This window comes from Pseudomonas sp. 14P_5.3_Bac1 (assembly GCF_025466135.1).
Taxonomy (GTDB): Bacteria; Pseudomonadota; Gammaproteobacteria; order Pseudomonadales; family Pseudomonadaceae; genus Aquipseudomonas.
Map to the genome: position 1 here is coordinate 14385 of NZ_JANLOF010000033.1, position 21544 is coordinate 35928.

Consider the following 21544-nt stretch of genomic DNA (forward strand, 5'->3'; position numbering starts at 1 on the left):
ACCACCACCACCACCACCACCACGCCGCAAACTAACCCACCAACACCAAGCGTTCCTACACCTATAGCTATACACATAGAAGTGGCCCCTAATGCGCCCAAATACGCACCCGCCCCACTGCCTCCAACAAAACCTAAAAAGCTTCCGCCCTCCATGAGTTTCACTTTCTTACACTCCGCAGAACTTCCAACTCGACACGTTTCCTTCACCTTCAATGCGGACGCTGATCCCCCTAGCTCAATACCGATAAACCCGCCGACCTTCATATACTGGATACCGCCAGCCAGCCCCAATCCGTAGATTCGGTGGTTGCTATCCAGTCGAAGAATGGGCTTTCGGGCTCGATCATGGCGACGCAATGCATGACCTCAGTCCATTCGCTGTAAACCGTACCTGCCCAGATTGGATGGGGCGGTAGACCGGCTGAAAGGGTTCGCCAAGCGTCCAAAGGCCTGGCGGCGCTGGCGCTGCTAAACATGACGAAGAGTTTTTTCGGCTGGTTGAATCGGGGAGTGGAATAGCCATGTGCGGGGTATGGACTGCATTAGCATAAAATAATGCTCCTTCACGACAAAATATGGCAAAACAATCGGCGAATAACCGAGCGTCTAAGAATGTTTATTAAGCCAACCCATATACTCACCAATACACAATAAAGCTATGCAAACCCCAACCGAAAAAAACAAAACATACACCAGTGCTTTTAGTTGAAATCTAAGCCGATAAGGAACGCCTTCAAACTCCTCACGAGTAAACCCGCCGTCTTTTATATGCGTTTCAGGAAACACAAGCATCCCCGCAATCGACAGTACAAAAAACGACCTACTGAAAATCCCGTCCCCAAGAATAAATTGACGACCCAATACAATATTTGACTCACCTAGGCATTCCAATATTTCATTAACTTTAGAGTAAGAAAAATAAACCTGAACCAAAAATGTAAAAAAAATGAACACAAATACGCCTATCCAGCACCACATATAAAATGCGTAAAATTCACCCTTCATTACTTCCCCACCTCATAAATAAAATCTCCGATCCTCTCTCCAGCAAGCGCACCAACGGCGCCACCGGCAGCAGTGCCTGCACCTACAACAACCAAAATACATAAAATGCCTCCTAAACCCGCAGTACCTGCACCTATAGCAACACACACTGTTCCTGCACCCGCTGCTGCGGAAGCACCACCTAACCAGCCAACCGCGGCGTTCCTGACAAAATTCCCTCCTTCTGTATATTTCACTCTTTGACAATTATCTTTACTTCCAACTCGACACGCTTCCTTCACCTTCAATGCGGACGCTGATCCCCCTAGCCCAATACCGATAAACCCACCGACCTTCATATACTGGCTCGCCCGCGCCACACTTTGAATATGCGTCGCATATCCAGGAATCCCCTGACACCCCCGCTTTGCTCCAATGATGAACCAAACTACGACTGGAAATCCCCAATGCTTTTTTGAGCTTTGGGTGATCGGCAATGCCAACACCTTTGCGTACCAGAGGCCCGAGGCTGTTATCCAGTTGAGTTAACAGCTTCTGACGTTTAGCGAAAAATTCTGCACCTTGCAAATTGCCCTGAGCCTGAAAGGCTTTGACGTGCAACTTTTCAAGATCTACGAGGACGGACTTGGTCCGCGTTAAATGATTTTCCACCATGCTGGATCCCCACCCCCAACGCCATCGAACTCTGCGCCAAAAAAGCACCAACCTCTTGCTGGTGCTCAACCATAAACGCCGCCTCGTCATCGCTCATCGGCGTCAGTGAATCGTTCACTTCTTTCGCCGCCTCCATCAGCAATGCCTCTTCACGCGTGCATTGGCTGTTAAGCGGGTCGCTGAGGACGAGCATTTGCCCCGGCCTGGCGTACTGCGTGAGTTGTGGATTGAGGCTGCGAAACCGCTCCAGCACGATCGCACTGGGCGATTCGAACAGCGACTTTTCCAAGGCATCCCGAGACATTGCGCGCTGCACGATATGAAACCCCGGCTCGACGCCAGCAGCTTTCCCGGCAGAGGGTCCCGGACCTTTATTCCCATGCTGCGGGAGGTCACACTGGCCGTTCTTGCAGCGCTCGCACTCTTCGCAAAAAGGTGCGCTACGTTTCAGGCTGGCCACTTGCACGCGGCTTAATGGGGCGGGAACAACCGCCAGCAGCTTTTCCTTTATCCCCGGCATTAACGGCGCAGTCGCGGCAGCCGGCGCGCCGCCAAGCTGGATCGGCACGCTGCTGAAAATCCCACCCGCCGACAGCGTGATCGACTGCCCTCCGGCCTGGATTGTCACGCTCGCACCGGCGTCGATGACGATGCTCTGCCCCGCTCCGATCTGGATGGTGCGACCTGCACGCATCTGCTGCGAGCCACCGACCACCAAATGATCGTCCTGCTTGAGTTCAGTCAGGCGGTTGCCATGGGTAATGCGCTGCTCTTCGCCTTGCAGTTCATGGTGCGACTCGCCGCCCACTTTCACCCGGCGCTGGTTATCCACCTGCACTTGCTGGTTATGCAGCACATGCTGAGTCCAATCGCGCTGGGCGCGCAGGTAGATTTCCTCGGCGCCTTTGCGGTCTTCGATGCGCAGCTCGTTGTAACCGCCACCCCCCGGGCTGCTCTGGCTGCGAAAGATGCTGCGGGTCTTGTCTGCCGGCAGGTCAAGGGGCACCGGCGTTGCCGCGTTGGGCAGGCAGCCCATCACCAGCGGCATGTCCAGGTCACCATTGGCGAACCCCACCAGCACTTCCATACCGACCCTGGGTATCAGCACCGAGCCGTAACGATCATGCGCCCAGCCACTGGCGACACGCAGCCAGCAGCTGGAGTGCTCGTTGTGTTCCCCGTCACGGTCCCAGGCCAGTTGCACCTTGACCCGACCGTATTCGTCGCAATGGATTTCACTGTCGGCAGGCCCGGTAACCACCGCGTGTTGATAACCGCCGATGCTCGGGCGTGGCAGTTCAGGCAAGGGCGGGCGGAAAATCACATCCCATGGCACGGCGATAAACGTGTTGTGGTAGCCCTGACGAAAATCTCCCCCTGCCACCTCAGCAACAGCCTCTTCCAGCACCTGAGGTTGTTTGCCCTGATGGGAAACCTGGGTGACCAGCCACAAATCATTCCAGCTTTCTCGCGGGTGCCCGCCAAGCCTGAGGAACCGGCCACTGCCCAAGGCGGGATCATCGCCTTCACCCTGGGCGGCTTTCGAGTCTCTGCGCAGGCGCTCCAAGCCTCGATGCGCAAGGTATTTGCCATGGGGGCGATCGGAAAAGTGGCCGGGATACTGCTGCATTTCAAGGCGCGGAAGCTGCTCGCCAGCCACGGCACTTTCCAGCGTCAGGCGCGGCTTACGAAAATCATAATCGCGCAGGTTTACCCCTGTTGTGCGGGTTTCCAGTTGCATCGCAAAGCGCTTGATCGCCGGTGTTGCCGCCACCATCCCGGAACCGGGGCTGTAGGGAGTGGGGTGTTCGGCCTCAGCAAACACCGTCTGGTCATCACCGAATACCAGCAGGTGCCCATCGGGCGAATGCTGGAAGTGGTAGTGGATGCCCACCTCGGCGCACAGACGTTGAATGAACGCCAGATCAGTCTCGCCGAACTGCACGCAATACTCGCGCAGTGGATAAGTACCGCTCAGGCGAAACTCAAAGCGGTCGCTCAGGATGCCTTGCCCGACCAAAACCAGCGCCACAATCTGCGGCACACTCTTGTGCTGAAAAATACGCTGATGACTGCTGTGCGCCAGGTACTTAAGATGCGGCACAAGACGGATCTGATAACGCGTCAGGCGCCGCCCCGACTCGCCCTGCCCGACTCGATAGACCAGGCCATGCACCCCATGCCCCTGCTCATCGAACCCCAGATAGGCCTGGCGATGCAGCAAGCTTTCCAAATCGAGATCGGGCTGTTCGCTGACCAGTTCAAGGTCGATACAGTAAGGCTGACTCAGCGCCTCCTCACCCTGGAAGCTGTAGACCTTGAGGTCGCTGGCAACCCCATCCAGGGTCAGGTTAAACGCACTTTGATTGGCAGGAGCGAACATCCGGTGTTTCTCTGCGAAGGGTAGGCGGCCGATTCTGCACTACGGGTGCGCCCTGCTGAGCACGCCCCAGACAAATCAGTAAATCCCTACGCGCGCGCATCAGAAAGTTCTTCGGACCAACCCAAATCACACGCAAAAAAAGGCCCGCAATCCGTAGGACGCGGGCCTTTTTTCCAATTCAACGGGCGCTTAACACCCGACGAATTACTTGTTGAGGTTGTAGTCTCTTTCCGCCGCGTCAAAACGCTCGACCATACCGGGAGTCGGTGCGCCCAGCTTGCTGACGACGTAGATCGCCAGGCTGGCGAAGATAAAGCCCGGGATGATTTCGTACAGGCCCAGCAGCTCGAAGTGCTTCCACACAATCACAGTGACCGCGCCGACCAGGATGCCGGCCAGTGCGCCGTTGCGGGTCATCTGTTTCCAGATCACCGAGATCAGCACCACAGGCCCGAACGCGGCGCCGAAACCGGCCCAGGCGTAGCTCACCAGACCCAGCACGCGGTTGTTCGGGTTGGCCGCCATGGCAATCGCGATCAGGGCAACCAGCAGCACCATCGCGCGGCCGACCCACACCAGCTCAACCTGGGAGGCGTTTTTGCGCAGGAAAGTTTTGTAGAAGTCTTCGGTCAGCGCGCTCGAGCACACCAGCAACTGGCAACTCAGGGTACTCATGACCGCAGCCAGAATGGCCGACAACAGCACGCCGGCGATCCACGGGTTGAACAGCAGCTTGGCCAGTTCGATGAACACACGTTCGTGGTTCTCGTTGACCGGGCCGGCCACTTCCGGGTGCGCCGAGAAGTAAGCGATGCCGAAGAAACCCACCGCCACGGTGCCGCCCAGGCACAGGATCATCCAGGTCATGGAGATGCGACGCGCCTTGGCAATCGACTTCACCGAATCCGCCGCCATGAACCGCGCGAGGATGTGCGGCTGGCCGAAGTAACCCAGGCCCCAGCCCATCAGCGAAATGATGCCGATGAAGGTGGTGTTTTTCAGCATGTTGAAGTTGTCGGGGTTCTTGGCTTCGATCGCCAGGAACGTGGTGTCGATGCCACCGGTGGCCAGCAACACAATGATCGGCGTCAGGATCAGCGCGAAGATCATCAGCGTGGCTTGTACGGTATCTGTCCAACTGACTGCCAGGAAACCACCGACGAAGGTGTAGGCAATTGTCGCGGCAGCACCGGCCCACAGCGCGGTCTCGTAGGACATGCCGAAAGTGCTTTCAAACAGACGGGCGCCGGCCACGATGCCGGAAGCGCAATAAATGGTGAAGAACACCAGAATCACCACCGCAGAGATGATTCGCAGCAGGCCGCTTTTGTCTTCGAAACGGCTGGAGAAGTAATCCGGCAGCGTCAGGGCGTCGCCGTTGTGCTCGGTCTGCACCCGCAGGCGGCCGGCCACGAACAACCAATTCAGGTACGCGCCGACGATCAGGCCGATGGCGATCCAGCTTTCCGACAGACCGGACATGTAGATGGCGCCCGGCAGGCCCATCAACAACCAGCCGCTCATATCGGAAGCACCGGCGGACAACGCGGTGACCACGCTGCCGAGGCTGCGACCGCCGAGGATGTAGTCAGAGAGGTTGTTGGTGGAGCGATAGGCCATGAAGCCGATCAACACCATTGCTGCGATGTAGATCACAAATGTGATCAGGGTAGGATTACTTACGCTCATAAGAGTGACGCCCTGGCTTTGTTTTTATGTAGCGACGGTCTGTGTCAGACGGCCACCCGTTGATAAGCGGATAGACGAGACTGCGTGCCGTGCATTTATGACTGGCGTTTCCCCAGGAAAGCCGCCAGCCGATGAACCGAACCTTGCAGGCGGTTGCACCTTGGGCGCGAATGCTATTCAACAAAGCAAATAAGGTGCAACCAGTTTCTTGAGAATAAGTTGCACCTAGACATGTTTAGGCCAAACCCATGGTTTTTTGCTCCTTTTCGGAGCAAGAACAGCCGACCTCAGAAGTAAACGCACCAAGGGAAAGCAGATTTTGCTGAAGGCCGGATTTTTTCCCGATCACGATCAAAAATTTCCTGAACAATTTGGGTTGCACCCGGTTGCACCTCTGCATGGGCAAAGCTAATCTTGCCGCCAGCAGATGCCACGCAGTAGTGGCACCCATGAGGATAAAAAGATGGCAACGACCACCCTTGGGGTCAAACTCGACGACCCGACCCGCGAACGCCTCAAGGCCGCCGCGACCTCCATTGATCGCACGCCTCACTGGCTGATCAAGCAGGCGATTTTCAATTACCTGGAGAAACTGGAGGGTGGTGCAACCCTGAACGAGCTCAATGGCTTGGGCAGCAAGGACGCGGAGGACGCTGGCGAGGTTCAGCCTGACCACGCCCACCAGTGCTTCCTGGAGTTCGCCGAAAGCATCCTGCCGCAATCGGTACTGCGCGCCTCGATCACCGCCGCCTACCGCCGCCCGGAACCGGAAGTGGTGCCGATGCTGATCGAGCAGGCGCGCCTGCCGCAGCAGATGGCCGAAGCCACCAATAAGCTGGCCGCCTCGATTGCCGAGAAGTTGCGCAATCAGAAGAGCGCCGGCGGCCGTGCCGGTATTGTTCAAGGCCTGCTGCAAGAATTTTCCCTGTCGTCCCAGGAAGGCGTGGCCCTGATGTGCCTGGCCGAAGCGCTGCTGCGCATCCCGGACAAGGGCACGCGCGACGCACTGATCCGCGACAAAATCAGCACCGGCAACTGGCAACCGCACCTGGGCAACAGCCCGTCGCTGTTCGTCAACGCCGCCACTTGGGGCCTGCTGCTGACCGGCAAACTGGTCGCCACGCACAACGAAGCGGGTTTGACCTCGTCCCTGAGCCGCATTATAGGCAAGAGCGGCGAGCCGATGATTCGCAAGGGCGTCGACATGGCCATGCGCCTGATGGGCGAGCAGTTCGTCACCGGCGAAACCATCGCCGAAGCCCTGGCCAATGCGAGCAAGTTCGAAGCCAAGGGCTTCCGCTATTCCTACGACATGCTCGGCGAAGCCGCGCTGACCGAACACGACGCCCAGAAGTACCTGGCCTCGTACGAACAAGCCATTCACTCCATCGGCAAAGCCTCTCACGGCCGTGGGATTTATGAAGGCCCGGGCATTTCCATCAAGCTCTCGGCGCTGCACCCGCGTTACAGCCGTGCTCAGTACGAGCGTGTGATGGACGAGCTGTACCCGCGCCTGCTGTCGCTGACGTTGCTGGCCAAGCACTACGACATTGGCCTGAACATCGACGCCGAAGAAGCCGACCGTCTGGAGCTGTCGCTCGACCTGCTCGAACGCCTGTGCTTCGAGCCGCAACTGACCGGCTGGAACGGCATCGGCTTCGTGATCCAGGCCTACCAGAAACGCTGCCCGTATGTGATCGACTACGTCATCGACCTGGCACGCCGCAGCCGCCATCGCCTGATGATCCGCCTGGTAAAAGGCGCGTACTGGGACAGCGAGATCAAGCGCGCCCAAGTTGAAGGCCTGGAAGGCTACCCGGTGTACACCCGCAAGGTGTACACCGACGTTTCCTACATTGCCTGCGCACGCAAACTGCTGTCGGTGCCGGAAGCCATCTACCCACAGTTCGCCACGCACAACGCCCACACCCTGTCGGCCATTTACCACATCGCCGGTCAGAACTATTACCCCGGCCAGTACGAGTTCCAATGCCTGCACGGCATGGGTGAACCGCTGTACGAGCAGGTTGTAGGCAAGGTTTCCGAGGGCAAGCTGAACCGTCCGTGCCGCGTGTACGCACCGGTCGGTACCCACGAAACACTGCTGGCCTACCTGGTGCGTCGCCTGCTGGAAAACGGCGCCAACACCTCGTTCGTCAACCGTATTGCGGACCACACTATTTCGATTCAGGAACTGGTGGCCGACCCAGTGGCCAGCATCGAGCAGATGGCCACGCTGGAAGGCGGCTTCGGCCTGCCGCACCCGCGTATTCCACTGCCGCGTGACCTGTATGGCAGCGACCGCGCCAACTCGGCCGGTATCGACCTGGCGAACGAACACCGCCTGGCGTCGTTGTCCTGCGCCTTGCTGGCTACCGCGCATAACGACTGGAAAGCCGCGCCGATGCTGGGTTGCGCCTCCAGCAATGAGCCGGCCGCACCTGTGCTGAACCCCTCCGACCTGCGTGACGTGGTGGGCCATGTACAGGAAGCCACCGTCGAAGACGTCGACAACGCCACTCAATGCGCGATCAATGCCGGCCCGATCTGGCAGGCCACCCCGCCCGCCGAGCGCGCCGCGATCCTGGAGCGTGCCGCCGACTTGATGGAAGGTGAGATCCAGCCGTTGATGGGCCTGCTGGCCCGCGAGGCCGGCAAGACTTTCGCCAACGCCATCGCCGAAGTGCGCGAAGCCGTGGATTTCCTGCGCTACTACGCGGTACAGGCCCGTAACGATTTCACCAACGACGCCCACCGCCCATTGGGCCCAGTGGTGTGCATCAGCCCGTGGAACTTCCCGCTGGCGATCTTCAGCGGCCAAGTGGCTGCCGCACTGGCTGCCGGTAACCCGGTATTGGCCAAGCCTGCCGAGCAAACCCCGCTGGTGGCGGCACAAGCTGTGCGCATTTTGCTCGAAGCCGGCATTCCGCAAGGCGTGCTGCAACTGCTGCCGGGCCAGGGCGAAAGCGTCGGTGCCCGCCTGGTGGGAGATGATCGCGTCAAAGGCGTGATGTTCACCGGCTCCACCGAAGTGGCGCGCCTGCTGCAACGCAGCGTTGCGGGCCGCCTGGATGCCCAGGGCCGCCCGATTCCGCTGATCGCCGAAACCGGTGGCCAGAACGCAATGATCGTCGACTCTTCGGCGCTGACCGAGCAAGTGGTCATCGACGTTGTGTCCTCGGCCTTCGACAGCGCCGGCCAGCGCTGCTCGGCCCTGCGCGTTCTGTGCCTGCAGGAAGATTCGGCAGACCGTGTGATCGAAATGCTCAAGGGTGCCATGGCTGAATGCCGTCTGGGCAACCCGGAGCGCCTGTCGGTAGACATCGGCCCGGTGATCGACGCCGAAGCCAAGGCTGGCATCGAGAAACACATCCAGGCCATGCGTGACAAAGGTCGCAACGTGTACCAGGTGGCGATTGCCGATGGCGAGGAGATCAAGCGCGGCACCTTCGTGATGCCCACCCTGATCGAGCTGGAAAGCTTCGACGAACTGCAACGCGAGATCTTCGGCCCGGTGCTGCACGTGGTGCGTTACAAGCGCAAAGAGATCGACCAGCTCATCGCGCAGATCAATGCCTCCGGCTACGGCCTGACGCTGGGCGTGCACACCCGCATTGACGAGACCATCGCCAAGGTGATCGACAATGTTCACGCCGGTAACGTCTATGTGAACCGCAACATCGTGGGCGCGGTGGTTGGCGTGCAGCCATTCGGCGGCGAAGGCTTGTCGGGCACTGGCCCGAAAGCCGGTGGGCCGCTGTACCTGTACCGTCTGCTGTCGACGCGTCCTACCGATGCGATCGAACAATCCTTCGCACGTGGCGACAAGCTGGCCGCGCCGGACGTGCGTCTGCGCGATGCCATGAGCCAACCGCTGACCGCCCTGAAAACCTGGGCCGACAGCCACAAGTTCAGCGAACTGAGCGCCCTGTGCAACCAGTTCGCCGCGCAGTCGCAAAGCGGTATTACCCGCCAGCTGGCCGGCCCGACCGGCGAGCGCAACAGCTACGCGATCCTGCCCCGCGAGCACGTGCTGTGTCTGGCGGACGTGGAAGGTGATCTGCTGACGCAACTGGCGGCGGTATTGGCCGTCGGCGGTTCGGCAGTATGGCCGGAAACTGACCTGACTAAAGCGTTGTTCCCACGCCTGCCGAGGGAAGTTCAGGCGAAGATCAAGCGCGTGGCTGACTGGACCAAAGATGAGGTGGTATTCGACGCGGTCCTGCACCACGGTGATTCCGATCAATTGCGTGCGGTGTGCCAGCAAGTGGCGCAGCGTGGTGGGGCGATTGTCGGGGTGCATGGTTTGTCACAGGGCGAGACGGCGATTGCGCTGGAGCGTCTGGTAATTGAGCGGGCGTTGAGTGTTAACACCGCTGCGGCGGGCGGTAACGCCAGCCTGATGACTATCGGCTAACTGACGAAACGCGGAAAAATGTGGGAGCTGGCTTGCCTGCGATAGCGGCGGGTCAGTGACAAAGATGTCGGCTGGCACTGCCTCATCGCAGGCAAGCCAGCTCCCACATTGACCGCGTTCGCAACGCCCTTCTCGCGTTCTGGCTCTGCATCACGCAAATCAATCTTGCTATCCAGCCTCTATTTGCGCACTTAGACTCCGGCCATTCCCTTAAAAGGTAAGCCGCCATGTCCGAGACGCTGCTCAGTTCCCGCAATCTGGCTTTCGAGCTGTACGAAGTCCTCGATGCCGAGGGCCTGACCCAGCGCGAGCGGTTTGCCGAGCACAACCGCGAAACGTTCGATGCCGCCATCAGCACCGCGCGCAGCATTGCCGAAAAGTACTTCGCGCCGCACAACCGCAAAAACGACGAAAATGAACCGCGCTATGAAGACGGCAAGGCGATCCTGATCCCGGACGTCAAACCCGCCGTGGACGCGTTCCTCGAAGCCGGCTTTCTCAACGCCGCGCGCAGCTTCGACGCCGGCGGCATGCAGTTGCCGACCCTGCTGTCGCAAGCCTGTTTTGCGCACTTCCAGTCGGCCAACGCGGCCTCGACCTCCTACCCGTTCCTGACCATGGGCGCCGCCAACCTGATCGAAAGCTTCGGCACCGAAGCGCAGAAGCAGCGCTTCCTGCAGCCAATGATCGAGGGCCGCTTTTTCGGCACCATGGCACTGACCGAGCCACATGCCGGTTCATCCCTGTCGGATATTCGTACGCGGGCAGAGCCAGCGGCTGACGGCAGTTATCGCCTCAAGGGCAACAAGATCTTCATCTCCGGCGGCGACCATTCGCTGTCGGAAAACATCGTGCACATGGTGCTGGCCAAGCTGCCGGATGCGCCGGCCGGGGTGAAGGGTATTTCGCTGTTTATCGTGCCCAAGTTCCTGGTCAACGAGGATGGCAGCCTGGGCGCGCGCAACGATGTGCTGCTGGCCGGGTTGTTCCACAAGATGGGCTGGCGCGGCACCACGTCCACGGCGCTTAACTTCGGCGATAACGGCAATTGCGTCGGCTATCTGGTCGGCAAGCCGCATCAGGGTCTGAGCTGCATGTTCCAGATGATGAACGAGGCGCGCATCGGCGTGGGCATGGGCGCAGTCATGCTCGGTTACGCCGGCTACCTCTATTCGCTGGAATACGCCCGCGAACGCCCACAAGGTCGCCTGCCCGACAGCAAAGACCCAGGCACCGCGCCGGTTTCGATCATCCAGCACGCCGATATCAAGCGCATGCTGCTGACACAAAAAGCCTACGTCGAAGGCGCCTTCGACCTCGGCCTGTATGCCGCACGGTTGTTCGATGACACCACCACGCTGGAAACCGAAAGCGAGCGCAAGCAAGCCCACGAACTGCTCGACCTGCTCACGCCCATCGTCAAATCCTGGCCGTCGGAGTTCTGCCTCAAGGCCAACGAGCTGGCGATCCAGATTCTCGGCGGCCACGGTTACACCCGCGAATACCCGGTGGAGCAGTACTACCGCGACAACCGCCTGAACCCGATCCACGAAGGCACCCACGGCATCCAGTCCCTGGATTTGCTCGGGCGCAAGCTGGCGCAGAATGGCGGCGCGGGCCTCAAGCAACTGATCCGCCTGATCGCCGAGACAGGCGCTCGAGCACAGCAATACCCATCACTGACCGCACTGCGAGAACCACTGGAAGTATTAGTGACCAACCTGCAGCGCGTCACACTCGGCCTGCTGACCGATCTCGCCCAAGGCAAGGTCAACAGCAGCCTGGCGAATTCGGCACTGTATTTGAAGGTGTTCGGGCACACGGTGATTGGCTGGCGCTGGCTGGAACAGGCGATTCGCGCCGAGGAAGGCCTGGCCAAGGGCAATGCGGCGGATGTTGCCTTCTATAAAGGCAAGCTCCAGGCCGCTCGGTACTTCCTGACCTGGGAAGTGCCGAGCTGCCATCATGAACTGGCGATTCTGGAGGCACGCGATGACACGTGCCTGGGGATGCAGGATGCGTGGTTCTAAGGCGTTCCGATCGCCTTGGAAATCACTTCGACCGTGGCGCTGACTTGCTCTTGGTAACGGTCGAGTTCCTGCTGGTGGTGCTTTTGCATTTCGATCTGCTCGGCGCACAGGTTCAGCGCAGCCAGTACCAATAATTTGTCACCGATCAGGGTCGGGTACTTTTTCTTGGTGGTGGCCAGGGAGGCCTTGAGCATGGTCACGGCGTGCATCAGGGTTTGATCTTCCCCGTCCGGCGCCTTGATCGAGTAATCCTCTCCGAGAATCGAAACGACCTTTATGCCTTCATTCATGCGCCGACAGGACCTGCGCTCACACGCTCAACCAGGGCCTGGATGCGTGCGGCGGTAGCGCCGTGCTTTTCTTCCTGTTCCATCAGGTTCAGTTGCAGGCTGTCGTTTTCATCCTTGGCGCGGGCCAGTTCGGCCTTGAGGGATTCGTTGCTGCCCAGTAGGTCCTGATTCTGCTGTACCAGGTCGCTGACCAGTTGTTCCAGTTGGCTGAGGGATGCTTCTAACATTTTGATTTCTCGGGCTTTTTCAAAGGGCGGTGACGATAAAGAAAATTCACCTCGGATGCCAGGGTTATCCCAGGCGCGCAGCCCGATATTTAAGGGCCGGGCCGCACTTTCGAGCCTTAGTGACTGCATTTACCCGATCTGGTTCCTGAATCCGCCCAACCCCTCGTCAGATGCGACAAAAACGCACAGGCCCCTTTAGACTTTAGTCCTACGACCGATAGAGGTGGACTGACCGTCTCATGGCCGCACGGATCGCGCTCTCCCCCAGGATTCCCGCATGTCGCTTCGTAATATGAATATCGCTCCGAGGGCCTTCCTCGGCTTTGCGTTGATTGGCGCGTTGATGTTGTTTCTCGGTGTGTTCGCCCTGAACCAAATGAGCAAGATACGTGCTGCCACGGAAGACATCACCCTGGCCAGCGTGCCGAGCATCCGCGCCCTCGACGAGTTCACCCAACTGACCCTGCGCCTGCGGGTATTGTCGTACCGCCTGCTGACCAACCGCGAGCCGGAGATCCAGCAAAAAACCCTCGAAGCTTTTGAGCTGCGTAATCAGCAGATCCGCACCGCCCAGGCTGTCTACGAAAAACTCATCGAGGGTGCTGAAGAGCGTTCGGCCTACGACGAGTACGTGCGCTTGCTCGGTCAATACCATCAGATTGAAGAGCGCATGAAGAGCTTCTCCCAGGCCAATCAAGTCGACGATCTGCGCAAATTGCTCAACACCGAATTGCTCAGCAACTCCGAGCAGGTCAATGCCGTGCTCACGCGCCTGCTGGAGCTCAACAACAAAATGGCCCTGACCACCAATAAGGACGCCGAGGACCAATACAACATGGCCTTCAATATGGTGGTGAGCCTGTTGGTGATCGCTACCCTGCTGACCCTGTTGTTCGCCTGGCTGCTGACCCGCAGCATCACCCTGCCCATTTCCCAGGCATTGGAAGCAGCGGAAGAAGTGGCCGAAGGCAACCTGACCCGCCCGATCAAGGTCGACGGCAACGACGAGGCCGGACGCCTGCTGGCGGCGATGGCCAAGATGCAGGAAAAATTGCGCGACACGCTGCAACGCATTGCCGGTTCCGCCACGCAGCTGGCCTCCGCCGCCGAGGAGCTGAACGCCGTTACCGACGAAAGCGCTCGCGGCCTGACCCAGCAAAACAACGAAATCGAACAAGCCGCCACAGCGGTGAACGAGATGACCAGCGCCGTGGAAGAAGTCGCGCGCAATGCGGTGAGCACTTCGGAAGCCTCGCGCAATGCCACCACGTCAGCGGGTGACGGCCGTGATCTGGTGCAGGAAACCGTCAGCGCCATCGAGCGCATGAGCGGTGATGTGCAGGCCACCGCCACGCTGATTGGCGACCTGGCCAATGAATCGCGTGACATCGGCAAGGTGCTGGACGTGATTCGAGGCCTGGCCGACCAGACCAACCTGCTGGCGCTGAACGCCGCAATTGAAGCCGCACGTGCCGGTGAAGCCGGGCGCGGGTTTGCCGTGGTGGCTGATGAAGTGCGCGCCCTGGCCCATCGCACCCAGCAGTCGACCAGCGAGATCGAGCGGATGATTGGCAGCATTCAGGCCGGCACCGAACACGCGGTGGATTCGATGCGTAACAGCACCGAACGCGCCGAATCGACATTGAACATCGCCAAAGGCGCGGGCCTGTCGCTGGACACCATCAATACCGCGATTGTCGAGATCAACGAGCGCAACCTGGTGATCGCCAGCGCGGCAGAAGAACAGGCACAGGTGGCGCGGGAAGTGGACCGCAACCTGGTGAACATTCGTGATCTGTCGGTGCAATCGGCCACCGGCGCCAGCCAAACCAGTGCAGCAAGCAGCGAGTTGTCGCGCCTGGCAGTGGATTTAAATGGGATGGTGGGGCGCTTTCGCCTGTAACTGACTGCGGTGATCCTTTGTGGGAGCTGGCTTGCCTGCGATAGCAATCTAACAGTCGATACCCCAGTGACTGACACACCGCAATCGCAGGCAAGCCAGCTCCCACATTTGGATCTGTGCGATTCAGAAAAAGCTTTTTGACAGCACAGCAATTCAACAGGTTAGAATCGCTGGCACGCAGACTGCATGGTCAGTTTGCGCCCTGTCTTCCCAGTTCTGGAGTACTGCCTTTGAATGCGACGACCATCAACAGCCTGTTCTTGATCGGCGCGTTGCTGGTGGGTGCGAGCATTCTGGTGAGTTCTCTTTCGTCCCGCCTGGGGATCCCGATTCTGGTGATCATCCTGGCCGTGGGCATGATCGCCGGCGTCGATGGCGGCGGCATTATCTTCGACAATTACCCGACCGCCTACCTGGTGGGCAACCTTGCCTTGGCAGTGATCCTGCTCGACGGCGGCTTGCGCACACGGGTGGCGAGTTTTCGCGTGGCACTCTGGCCGGCGTTGTCGCTGGCCACGGTTGGGGTGTTGATCACCACGGGCCTCACCGGCATGGCCGCAGCGTGGCTATTCAACCTCAATATCATTCAAGGCTTGCTGATCGGCGCGATTGTCGGCTCAACCGACGCCGCCGCGGTGTTCTCCCTGCTGGGCGGCAAAGGCCTGAACGAACGGGTGACCGCCAGCCTGGAAATCGAATCCGGCAGCAACGACCCGATGGCGGTGTTTCTCACCGTGACCCTGATCGACATGCTCGCCACCGGCCAGACCGGCCTGCATTGGAGCCTGCTGACCCACCTGATTCGCGAGTTCGGCATCGGCGGCATCGTCGGTTTGGGCGGCGGCTGGCTGATGCTGCAGATGGTCAACCGCATCAACCTGGCCACCGGCCTGTACCCGATCCTGGTGATCGCCGGTGGCCTGGTGGTGTTCGCGCTGACCAACGCCCTGCACGGCAGCGGCTTTCTCGCCGTGTACCTGTGCGGCCTGGTAATCGGCAACCGGCCGGTGCGCAGCCGCCATGGCATTTTGCATATGCTCGACGGCATGGCCTGGCTGGCACAGATCGGCATGTTCCTGGTGCTGGGCCTGCTGGTCACGCCGCATGACTTGCTGCCCATCGCCCTGCCCGCCCTGGGCCTGGCGCTGTGGATGATCCTGTTTGCGCGGCCGCTGTCGGTGATGGTCGGCCTGCTGCCGTTCAAGGCGTTCCACGGGCGCGAAAAAGCGTTTATCGCCTGGGTCGGCCTGCGCGGCGCGGTACCGATCATTCTGGCGGTGTTCCCGCTGATGGCCGGCCTGCCGCACGCGCAGCTGTATTTTAACCTGGCGTTCTTTATCGTGCTGGTTTCGCTGCTGGTGCAGGGCACGAGCCTGCCGTGGGTGGCCAAACTGCTGAAAGTGACCGTACCGCCAGACCCTGCGCCGATCTCCCGCGCTGCCCTGGAAGTGCACGTTACCAGCGAGTGGGAGCTGTTCGTCTACCGCCTGGGCGCAGAAAAATGGTGCATCGGCGCGGCCCTGCGCGAACTGAAAATGCCCGAAGGCACGCGGATCGCCGCGCTGTTCCGTGGTCAGCAACTGCTCCATCCGTCGGGCAGTACGGTGCTTGAAGTCGACGATTTGCTCTGTGTGATCGGCCACGAGCACAACCTGCCGGCCCTGGGCAAACTGTTCAGCCAGGCGCCGCAACGCGGTCTCGACCTGCGCTTCTTCGGCGACTTTGTGCTCGAAGGCGACGCCCAGCTGGGCGCGGTGTCGGCGCTGTACGGCCTCAAGCTTGAGGGTATCGACCCGGATATGCCGCTGAGTCGCTTCATCACCCAGAAGGTCGGCGGCGCGCCAGTGGTGGGCGACCAAGTGGAATGGAACAACACGCTGTGGACCGTCGCGGTCATGGACGGGAACAGAATCGGAAAAGTCGGCGTCAAATTCCCCGAAGGAAGTCGTCCAGGCCCTGGACTCTTCCTCTAAACTGCGGGGCTATGGCGCCACGCCCCCACCTTCTTTACCTTGCTCGACCGGTATCCATGACAACTCTGCGCACCTTTTTAGCCACTGCCCTGCTGGGTCTGACCCTCTGTGTCGGCAGCGTTTACGCCGCCGACCCGCCCAGCGCCGAGTCCATCCAGCAAACCCTGGACAAACTGCCCGACCGCAAGCTGCCCGACGCCGACATGAAGGCGCTGCAAACCATCCTGCAACAGACCCTGACCTACCTGGGCAACAAGCAGGATTACGAGCAGCGCCTTGTCGACCTCAAGCGCCAGCTCGAAGACGCTCCGCGCCAGACCACTGAAAACCAGCGCGAACTGGTGCGGCTCAAGGCCACTAAAATCATCCCGGTGGCGCAGCGCTACGCCACCCTGCCGGTGCCGCAGCTTGAGCAATTGCTGGTGCAACGCACCACCCAGCAAGGCGATCTGCAAAAAACCGTGGCCGACGCCAACAGCATGTCCGTCGCCGCCCAGACCCGCCCCGAACGCGCCCAGACCGAAATCAGCAACAGCCAGACGCGCATTCAGCAGATCAATTCGATCCTCAAGGCGGGCAAAGACAACGGCAAGACCCTCACCGGCGACCAGCGCAACCAGCTGAATGCCGAACTGGCCGCCCTCAATGCCCTGATTCCACTGCGCCGCCAGGAACTGGCCGGCAACAGCCAACTGCAAGACCTGGGCAATAGCCAGCGCGACCTGGCAACCGAGAAAACCAGCCGCCTGGAGCAGGAAATCCAGGACCTGCAAACGCTGATCAACCAGAAACGCCTGGCCCAGTCCCAGCAGACCGTGACCCAACAGTCCATCGAAGCGCAGAAAGCCGGGGGCAGCAGCCTGCTGGCCTCGGAAAGCGCGGCCAACCTCAAACTGTCCGACTACCTGCTCAAGAGTACCGACCGCCTTAACGAGCTGACCCAGGCCAACCTCAAGACCAAGCAGCAATTGGACGCAGTGACGCAAAGCGACTCGGCCCTGGACGAGCAAATCAACGTGCTCAAGGGCAGCCTGCTGCTCTCCAAGATCCTCTACAAGCAGAAACAGGCGCTGCCCCGTCTCACGGTCGACCGCGACCTGGCAGACGATATCGCCAACATTCGCCTGTACCAGTTCGAGATCAACCAGCAACGTGAGCAGATCAACTCACCCAGTGCCTATGTGGATAACTTGCTGGCCAACCAGCCACCGGAAGACGTGACGCCGCAACTGCGCCGCACCTTGCTGGAATTGGCGATCACCCGCAGCGACTTGCTCGAGCGCCTGAGCCGTGAGCTGAGCGCACTGTTGAACGAATCGATCACCCTGCAACTGAACCAGAAACAACTGCTCAGCACCGCCACCACCCTGCGCGCGACGCTGGATGAGCAAATGTTCTGGATCCCCAGCAATAAGCCGCTGGACACCGAGTGGCTGGAAACCGTACCGGCGCACCTGAACAAACAGATCACCACTCTGCCGTGGGCCTCCAGCGTCAGCGAACTCTACGACGGCCTGACCCAGCGCCCGCTGTTGTTCCTGCCCCTGCTGCTGTTGATCGGTGCATTGTTGTGGCGGCGTAAAGCGCTGTACCAGCGGCTGAACAAGGTTCACCTGGACATCGGCCACTTCAAGCGCGACAGCCAGTGGCACACGCCGCAAGCCATCCTGATCAACATTCTGCTGGCGATGCCGGTGTCCCTGGGCCTGGCGCTGTGCGGCTACGCGCTGCAGATCGACGCCCGCGGGCAAAACGCCAACCTGGGCGATGCACTGCTGCAGATCGCCCAAGCGTGGCTGGTGTTCTACACCGCCTACCGCATCCTGGCGCCGGGCGGCGTGGCGGAACTGCACTTTCGCTGGGAGAAACCCCAGGTTGAATTCCTGCAAGGCTGGGTGCGCAAACTCGGCCTGGTAGTGCTGGCATTGGTGGCCGTAGTGGCCATCGCCGAGCACCAACCCGAGGCGCTGGCCGACGACGTACTGGGCATCGGTGTGGTGCTGACGTGCTACGCGTTGATGGCCTGGTTGCTGGGCCGCCTGCTGCTGAACAGCCCGACCCACGAGAAAGCCTCACTGTTTCGTAAAGCCGTGGGCCTGGTGTTCACCGCCCTGCCCGTCGCCCTGTTTCTGGCGGTGTGCTTTGGCTATTACTACACCGCGCTCAAACTCAGCGACCGCTTGATCAATACCCTGTACCTGCTGATGTTCTGGCTGGTGATCGAAGCCACCTTCGTGCGCGGCCTGGGCGTCGCCGCACGGCGCCTGGCCTACGCGCGCGCACTGGCCAAACGCCAGGCAGCCAAGGAAGCCGGGGATGGCGAAGCGGTGATCGAAGAACCGACCCTGGATATCGAACAGGTCAACGAACAGTCCATGCGCCTGATCCGCCTGGCCCTGCTCGGCGGCTTTATCGCGGCGCTGTACTGGGTGTGGAAAGACCTGATCACCGTGTTCTCCTACCTGGACAACATCACCCTGTACGAATACACCAGCGGCACCGGCGCCAACATCAGCATGGTGCCGATCAGCTTCGGCGACTTGCTGGGTGCGTCGATCATCATCGGCATCACCTTCGCCCTGGCGCGCAACTTGCCGGGTTTGCTGGAAGTGCTGGTGCTGTCCAAGCTGGACCTGGCTCAAGGCAGCGCCTACGCCACAACCACCTTGCTGTCGTACGTGATTGCCGGCGTCGGCTTTGTCTCCACCCTGTCCACGCTCGGCGTGAGCTGGGACAAGTTGCAATGGCTGGTGGCAGCGCTGTCGGTGGGGTTGGGCTTCGGGATGCAGGAGATCTTCGCCAACTTTATCTCCGGCATCATGATCCTGTTCGAACGCCCGGTGCGTATCGGCGACACCATCACCATCGGCAACCTGTCGGGCACGGTCAGCAAGATCCGCATCCGTGCGACGACCATCACCGACTTTGACCGCAAAGACATCATCGTCCCGAACAAGACGTTTATTACCGGGCAACTGATCAACTGGTCGCTGACCGACACCATCACCCGCGTGACCCTGAAACTGGGCGTGGACTACGGCTCCGACCTGGACCTGGTGAAGGAACTCTTACTCAAGGCGGCGCGAGAAAACCCGCGCGTGTTGAAAGAGCCGGAACCCCACGTGTACTTCCTCAACTTCGGCGAAAGCACCCTCGACCACGAACTGCGCATGCACGTGCGCGACCTCGGTGACCGCAACCCGGTGATCGACGAGGTGAACCGCTTTATCAACCGCGAGTTCAAGAACCACCACATCAACATCTCGTTCCGCCAGATGGAGGTTTACCTCAAGAACCTCCACGGCCAGGAATACAAACTGGTGGAAGTCGATACCCCAGCCAAACCCGCCAACGACGGCGGCGTGCAAGAACCACCGCCGAGCAAACTCGACTAACGCGCCTATCCCCAGCAGAATGCTCGGACATTCTGCTGGAGATGGCCGGTGAAAGCCCTCGACGAACTGACCTTCGACAACCGCTTCGCACGCCTGGGCGACGCGTTCTCAACCCACGTACTGCCTGAACCCCTTGATGAGCCGCGCCTTGTGGTGGCGAGCAACGCCGCCATGGCGCTGCTCGACCTCGACCCGGCGGTGGCCGAAACGCCGGTGTTTGCCGAGCTGTTCAGCGGGCACAAGCTGTGGGCCGAAGCGGAGCCGCGAGCGATGGTCTATTCCGGTCACCAGTTTGGCGGCTACACCCCGCAACTGGGCGACGGCCGTGGGCTGTTGCTGGGCGAGGTGTACAACGAGGCCGGCGAACACTGGGACTTGCACCTCAAAGGCGCCGGGATGACGCCTTATTCGCGCATGGGCGACGGCCGCGCGGTGCTGCGCTCTTCGATCCGTGAGTTTCTCGCTTCCGAGGCCTTGCATGCGCTGGGCATTCCCAGCAGCCGCGCCTTGTGCGTGATCGGCTCCAGCACACCCGTCTGGCGCGAGAAACAGGAACGCGGCGCCATGGTGCTGCGCCTTGCGCACAGCCATATCCGCTTCGGGCATTTCGAATATTTTTACTACACCAAAAAGCCCGAGCAGCAGGCTGAACTGGCCGAACACGTGTTGAACCTGCACTACCCCGAGTGCCGCGAGCAGCCCGAGCCGTACATGGCGATGTTCCGCGAAATTGTCGAGCGCAATGCCGAAATGATCGCCAAATGGCAGGCCTATGGCTTCTGCCACGGCGTGATGAACACCGACAACATGTCGATCCTGGGCATCACCTTCGACTTCGGGCCTTTTGCGTTTCTCGATGACTTTGACGCGCACTTCATCTGCAACCACTCCGATCACGAAGGGCGCTATTCCTTCAGTAATCAGGTACCCATTGGGCAGTGGAACCTCAGCGCGCTGGCCCAGGCGCTCACGCCGTTTATCAGCGTTGACGCCTTGAAAGAGGCGCTTGGCCTTTACCTGCCGCTGTACCAGGCCCATTACCTGGACCTGATGCGCCGCCGGCTAGGACTGACCACCGCCGAAGACGATGACCAGAAGCTGGTGGAGCAGTTGCTCAAGCTGATGCAGAACAGCGGCGTCGATTACACCCTGTTCTTCCGCCGCTTGGGTGATGAGTCAGCGGCGTTGGCCGTGGCGCGGCTGCGCGATGACTTCGTCGACCTCGCAGGATTTGATGCTTGGGCCGAACGCTACAAAGCCCGCGTTGCGCGAGACGGGGACTACAGCGAAGTGCAGCGCCGTGAGCGCATGCACGCGGTAAACCCGCTGTACATCCTGCGCAACTACCTTGCACAAAACGCCATCGCCGCCGCCGAGTCAGGCGACTACAGCGAAGTACGTCGATTGCATGAAGTGCTGAGCAAACCCTTTGAAGAGCAGGTGGGGATGGAGCAATACGCCCAGCGGCCGCCGGATTGGGGCAAGCATTTGGAAATTAGTTGCTCATCGTAAGTTCGCAAAAACGATACGTTTACGGTGGCGAGCGGGCTTGCCCCGCGTTGGGCTGCGAAGCAGC

10 protein-coding genes and 3 pseudogenes are annotated in these 21544 nt (G+C 60.2%); 7 read left to right on the forward strand and 6 right to left on the reverse strand.

What is annotated here, in order from left to right:
• Nucleotides 1-608: 608 nt before the first annotated feature.
• From NTD89_RS07905 to putP, 4 genes and pseudogenes are all read right to left on the reverse strand, one after another.
• Entirely contained in the window at nucleotides 609-1007 is a 399-nt protein-coding gene (locus NTD89_RS07905) for a hypothetical protein (protein ID WP_262207008.1), read from the reverse strand.
• The gene (locus tag NTD89_RS07910) at nucleotides 1007-1483 is read right to left on the reverse strand and encodes a hypothetical protein (RefSeq protein WP_262207009.1); all 477 of its coding nucleotides are present in this window, start codon (nucleotides 1481-1483) and stop codon (nucleotides 1007-1009) included. The genes NTD89_RS07905 and NTD89_RS07910 overlap by 1 nt, the downstream gene beginning before the upstream one ends.
• A 557-nt stretch (nucleotides 1484-2040) precedes the next feature.
• A pseudogene (gene tssI / locus NTD89_RS07915) lies at nucleotides 2041-4044 on the reverse strand (type VI secretion system tip protein TssI/VgrG); the annotation flags it as partial.
• 204 nt (nucleotides 4045-4248) lie between these two features.
• On the reverse strand, nucleotides 4249-5733 hold the full coding sequence (gene putP / locus NTD89_RS07920) for a sodium/proline symporter PutP (protein WP_262207010.1): 1485 nt from the start codon (nucleotides 5731-5733) through the stop codon (nucleotides 4249-4251).
• Nucleotides 5734-6196: 463 nt separating this feature from the next.
• Here putP and putA point away from each other — a divergent pair, with 463 nt between their 5' ends.
• Both putA and NTD89_RS07930 read left to right on the forward strand, forming a co-directional pair.
• Complete coding sequence (gene putA / locus NTD89_RS07925; RefSeq protein ID WP_262207011.1) at nucleotides 6197-10150, forward strand: trifunctional transcriptional regulator/proline dehydrogenase/L-glutamate gamma-semialdehyde dehydrogenase; 3954 nt, start codon at nucleotides 6197-6199, stop codon at nucleotides 10148-10150.
• A gap of 227 nt (nucleotides 10151-10377) precedes the next feature.
• Nucleotides 10378-12180, forward strand: a complete 1803-nt coding sequence (locus NTD89_RS07930) for an acyl-CoA dehydrogenase (protein ID WP_262207012.1) — start codon at nucleotides 10378-10380, stop codon at nucleotides 12178-12180.
• Here NTD89_RS07930 and NTD89_RS07935 read toward each other — a convergent pair.
• Together NTD89_RS07935 and NTD89_RS07940 are read right to left on the reverse strand one after the other, a co-directional pair.
• Nucleotides 12177-12470: a cell division protein ZapA gene (locus NTD89_RS07935; protein WP_119738009.1), complete on the reverse strand. Its 294-nt coding sequence runs from the start codon at nucleotides 12468-12470 to the stop codon at nucleotides 12177-12179. The genes NTD89_RS07930 and NTD89_RS07935 overlap by 4 nt on opposite strands.
• Nucleotides 12467-12697: a hypothetical protein gene (locus NTD89_RS07940; RefSeq protein ID WP_038844376.1), complete on the reverse strand. Its 231-nt coding sequence runs from the start codon at nucleotides 12695-12697 to the stop codon at nucleotides 12467-12469. Before NTD89_RS07940 ends, NTD89_RS07935 begins: the two co-directional genes overlap by 4 nt.
• A gap of 343 nt (nucleotides 12698-13040) precedes the next feature.
• On the opposite strand from NTD89_RS07940, the pseudogene NTD89_RS29500 reads away from it, so the two are divergent.
• From NTD89_RS29500 to selO, 5 genes and pseudogenes are all read left to right on the forward strand, one after another.
• Nucleotides 13041-13697: pseudogene (locus NTD89_RS29500) on the forward strand (MCP four helix bundle domain-containing protein); the annotation flags it as partial.
• Nucleotides 13698-14000: 303 nt separating this feature from the next.
• Nucleotides 14001-14600, forward strand: a pseudogene (locus tag NTD89_RS29505) (methyl-accepting chemotaxis protein); the annotation flags it as partial.
• 230 nt (nucleotides 14601-14830) lie between these two features.
• Nucleotides 14831-16573 (forward strand): potassium/proton antiporter, encoded by a 1743-nt coding sequence (locus NTD89_RS07950; RefSeq protein WP_106577559.1) that lies wholly within the window; start codon nucleotides 14831-14833, stop codon nucleotides 16571-16573.
• A gap of 56 nt (nucleotides 16574-16629) precedes the next feature.
• Nucleotides 16630-19968: a mechanosensitive channel MscK gene (gene mscK / locus NTD89_RS07955; RefSeq protein ID WP_242198854.1), complete on the forward strand. Its 3339-nt coding sequence runs from the start codon at nucleotides 16630-16632 to the stop codon at nucleotides 19966-19968.
• 48 nt (nucleotides 19969-20016) lie between these two features.
• On the forward strand, nucleotides 20017-21480 hold the full coding sequence (gene selO, locus NTD89_RS07960) for a protein adenylyltransferase SelO (protein ID WP_262207015.1): 1464 nt from the start codon (nucleotides 20017-20019) through the stop codon (nucleotides 21478-21480).
• Nucleotides 21481-21544: the final 64 nt, after the last annotated feature.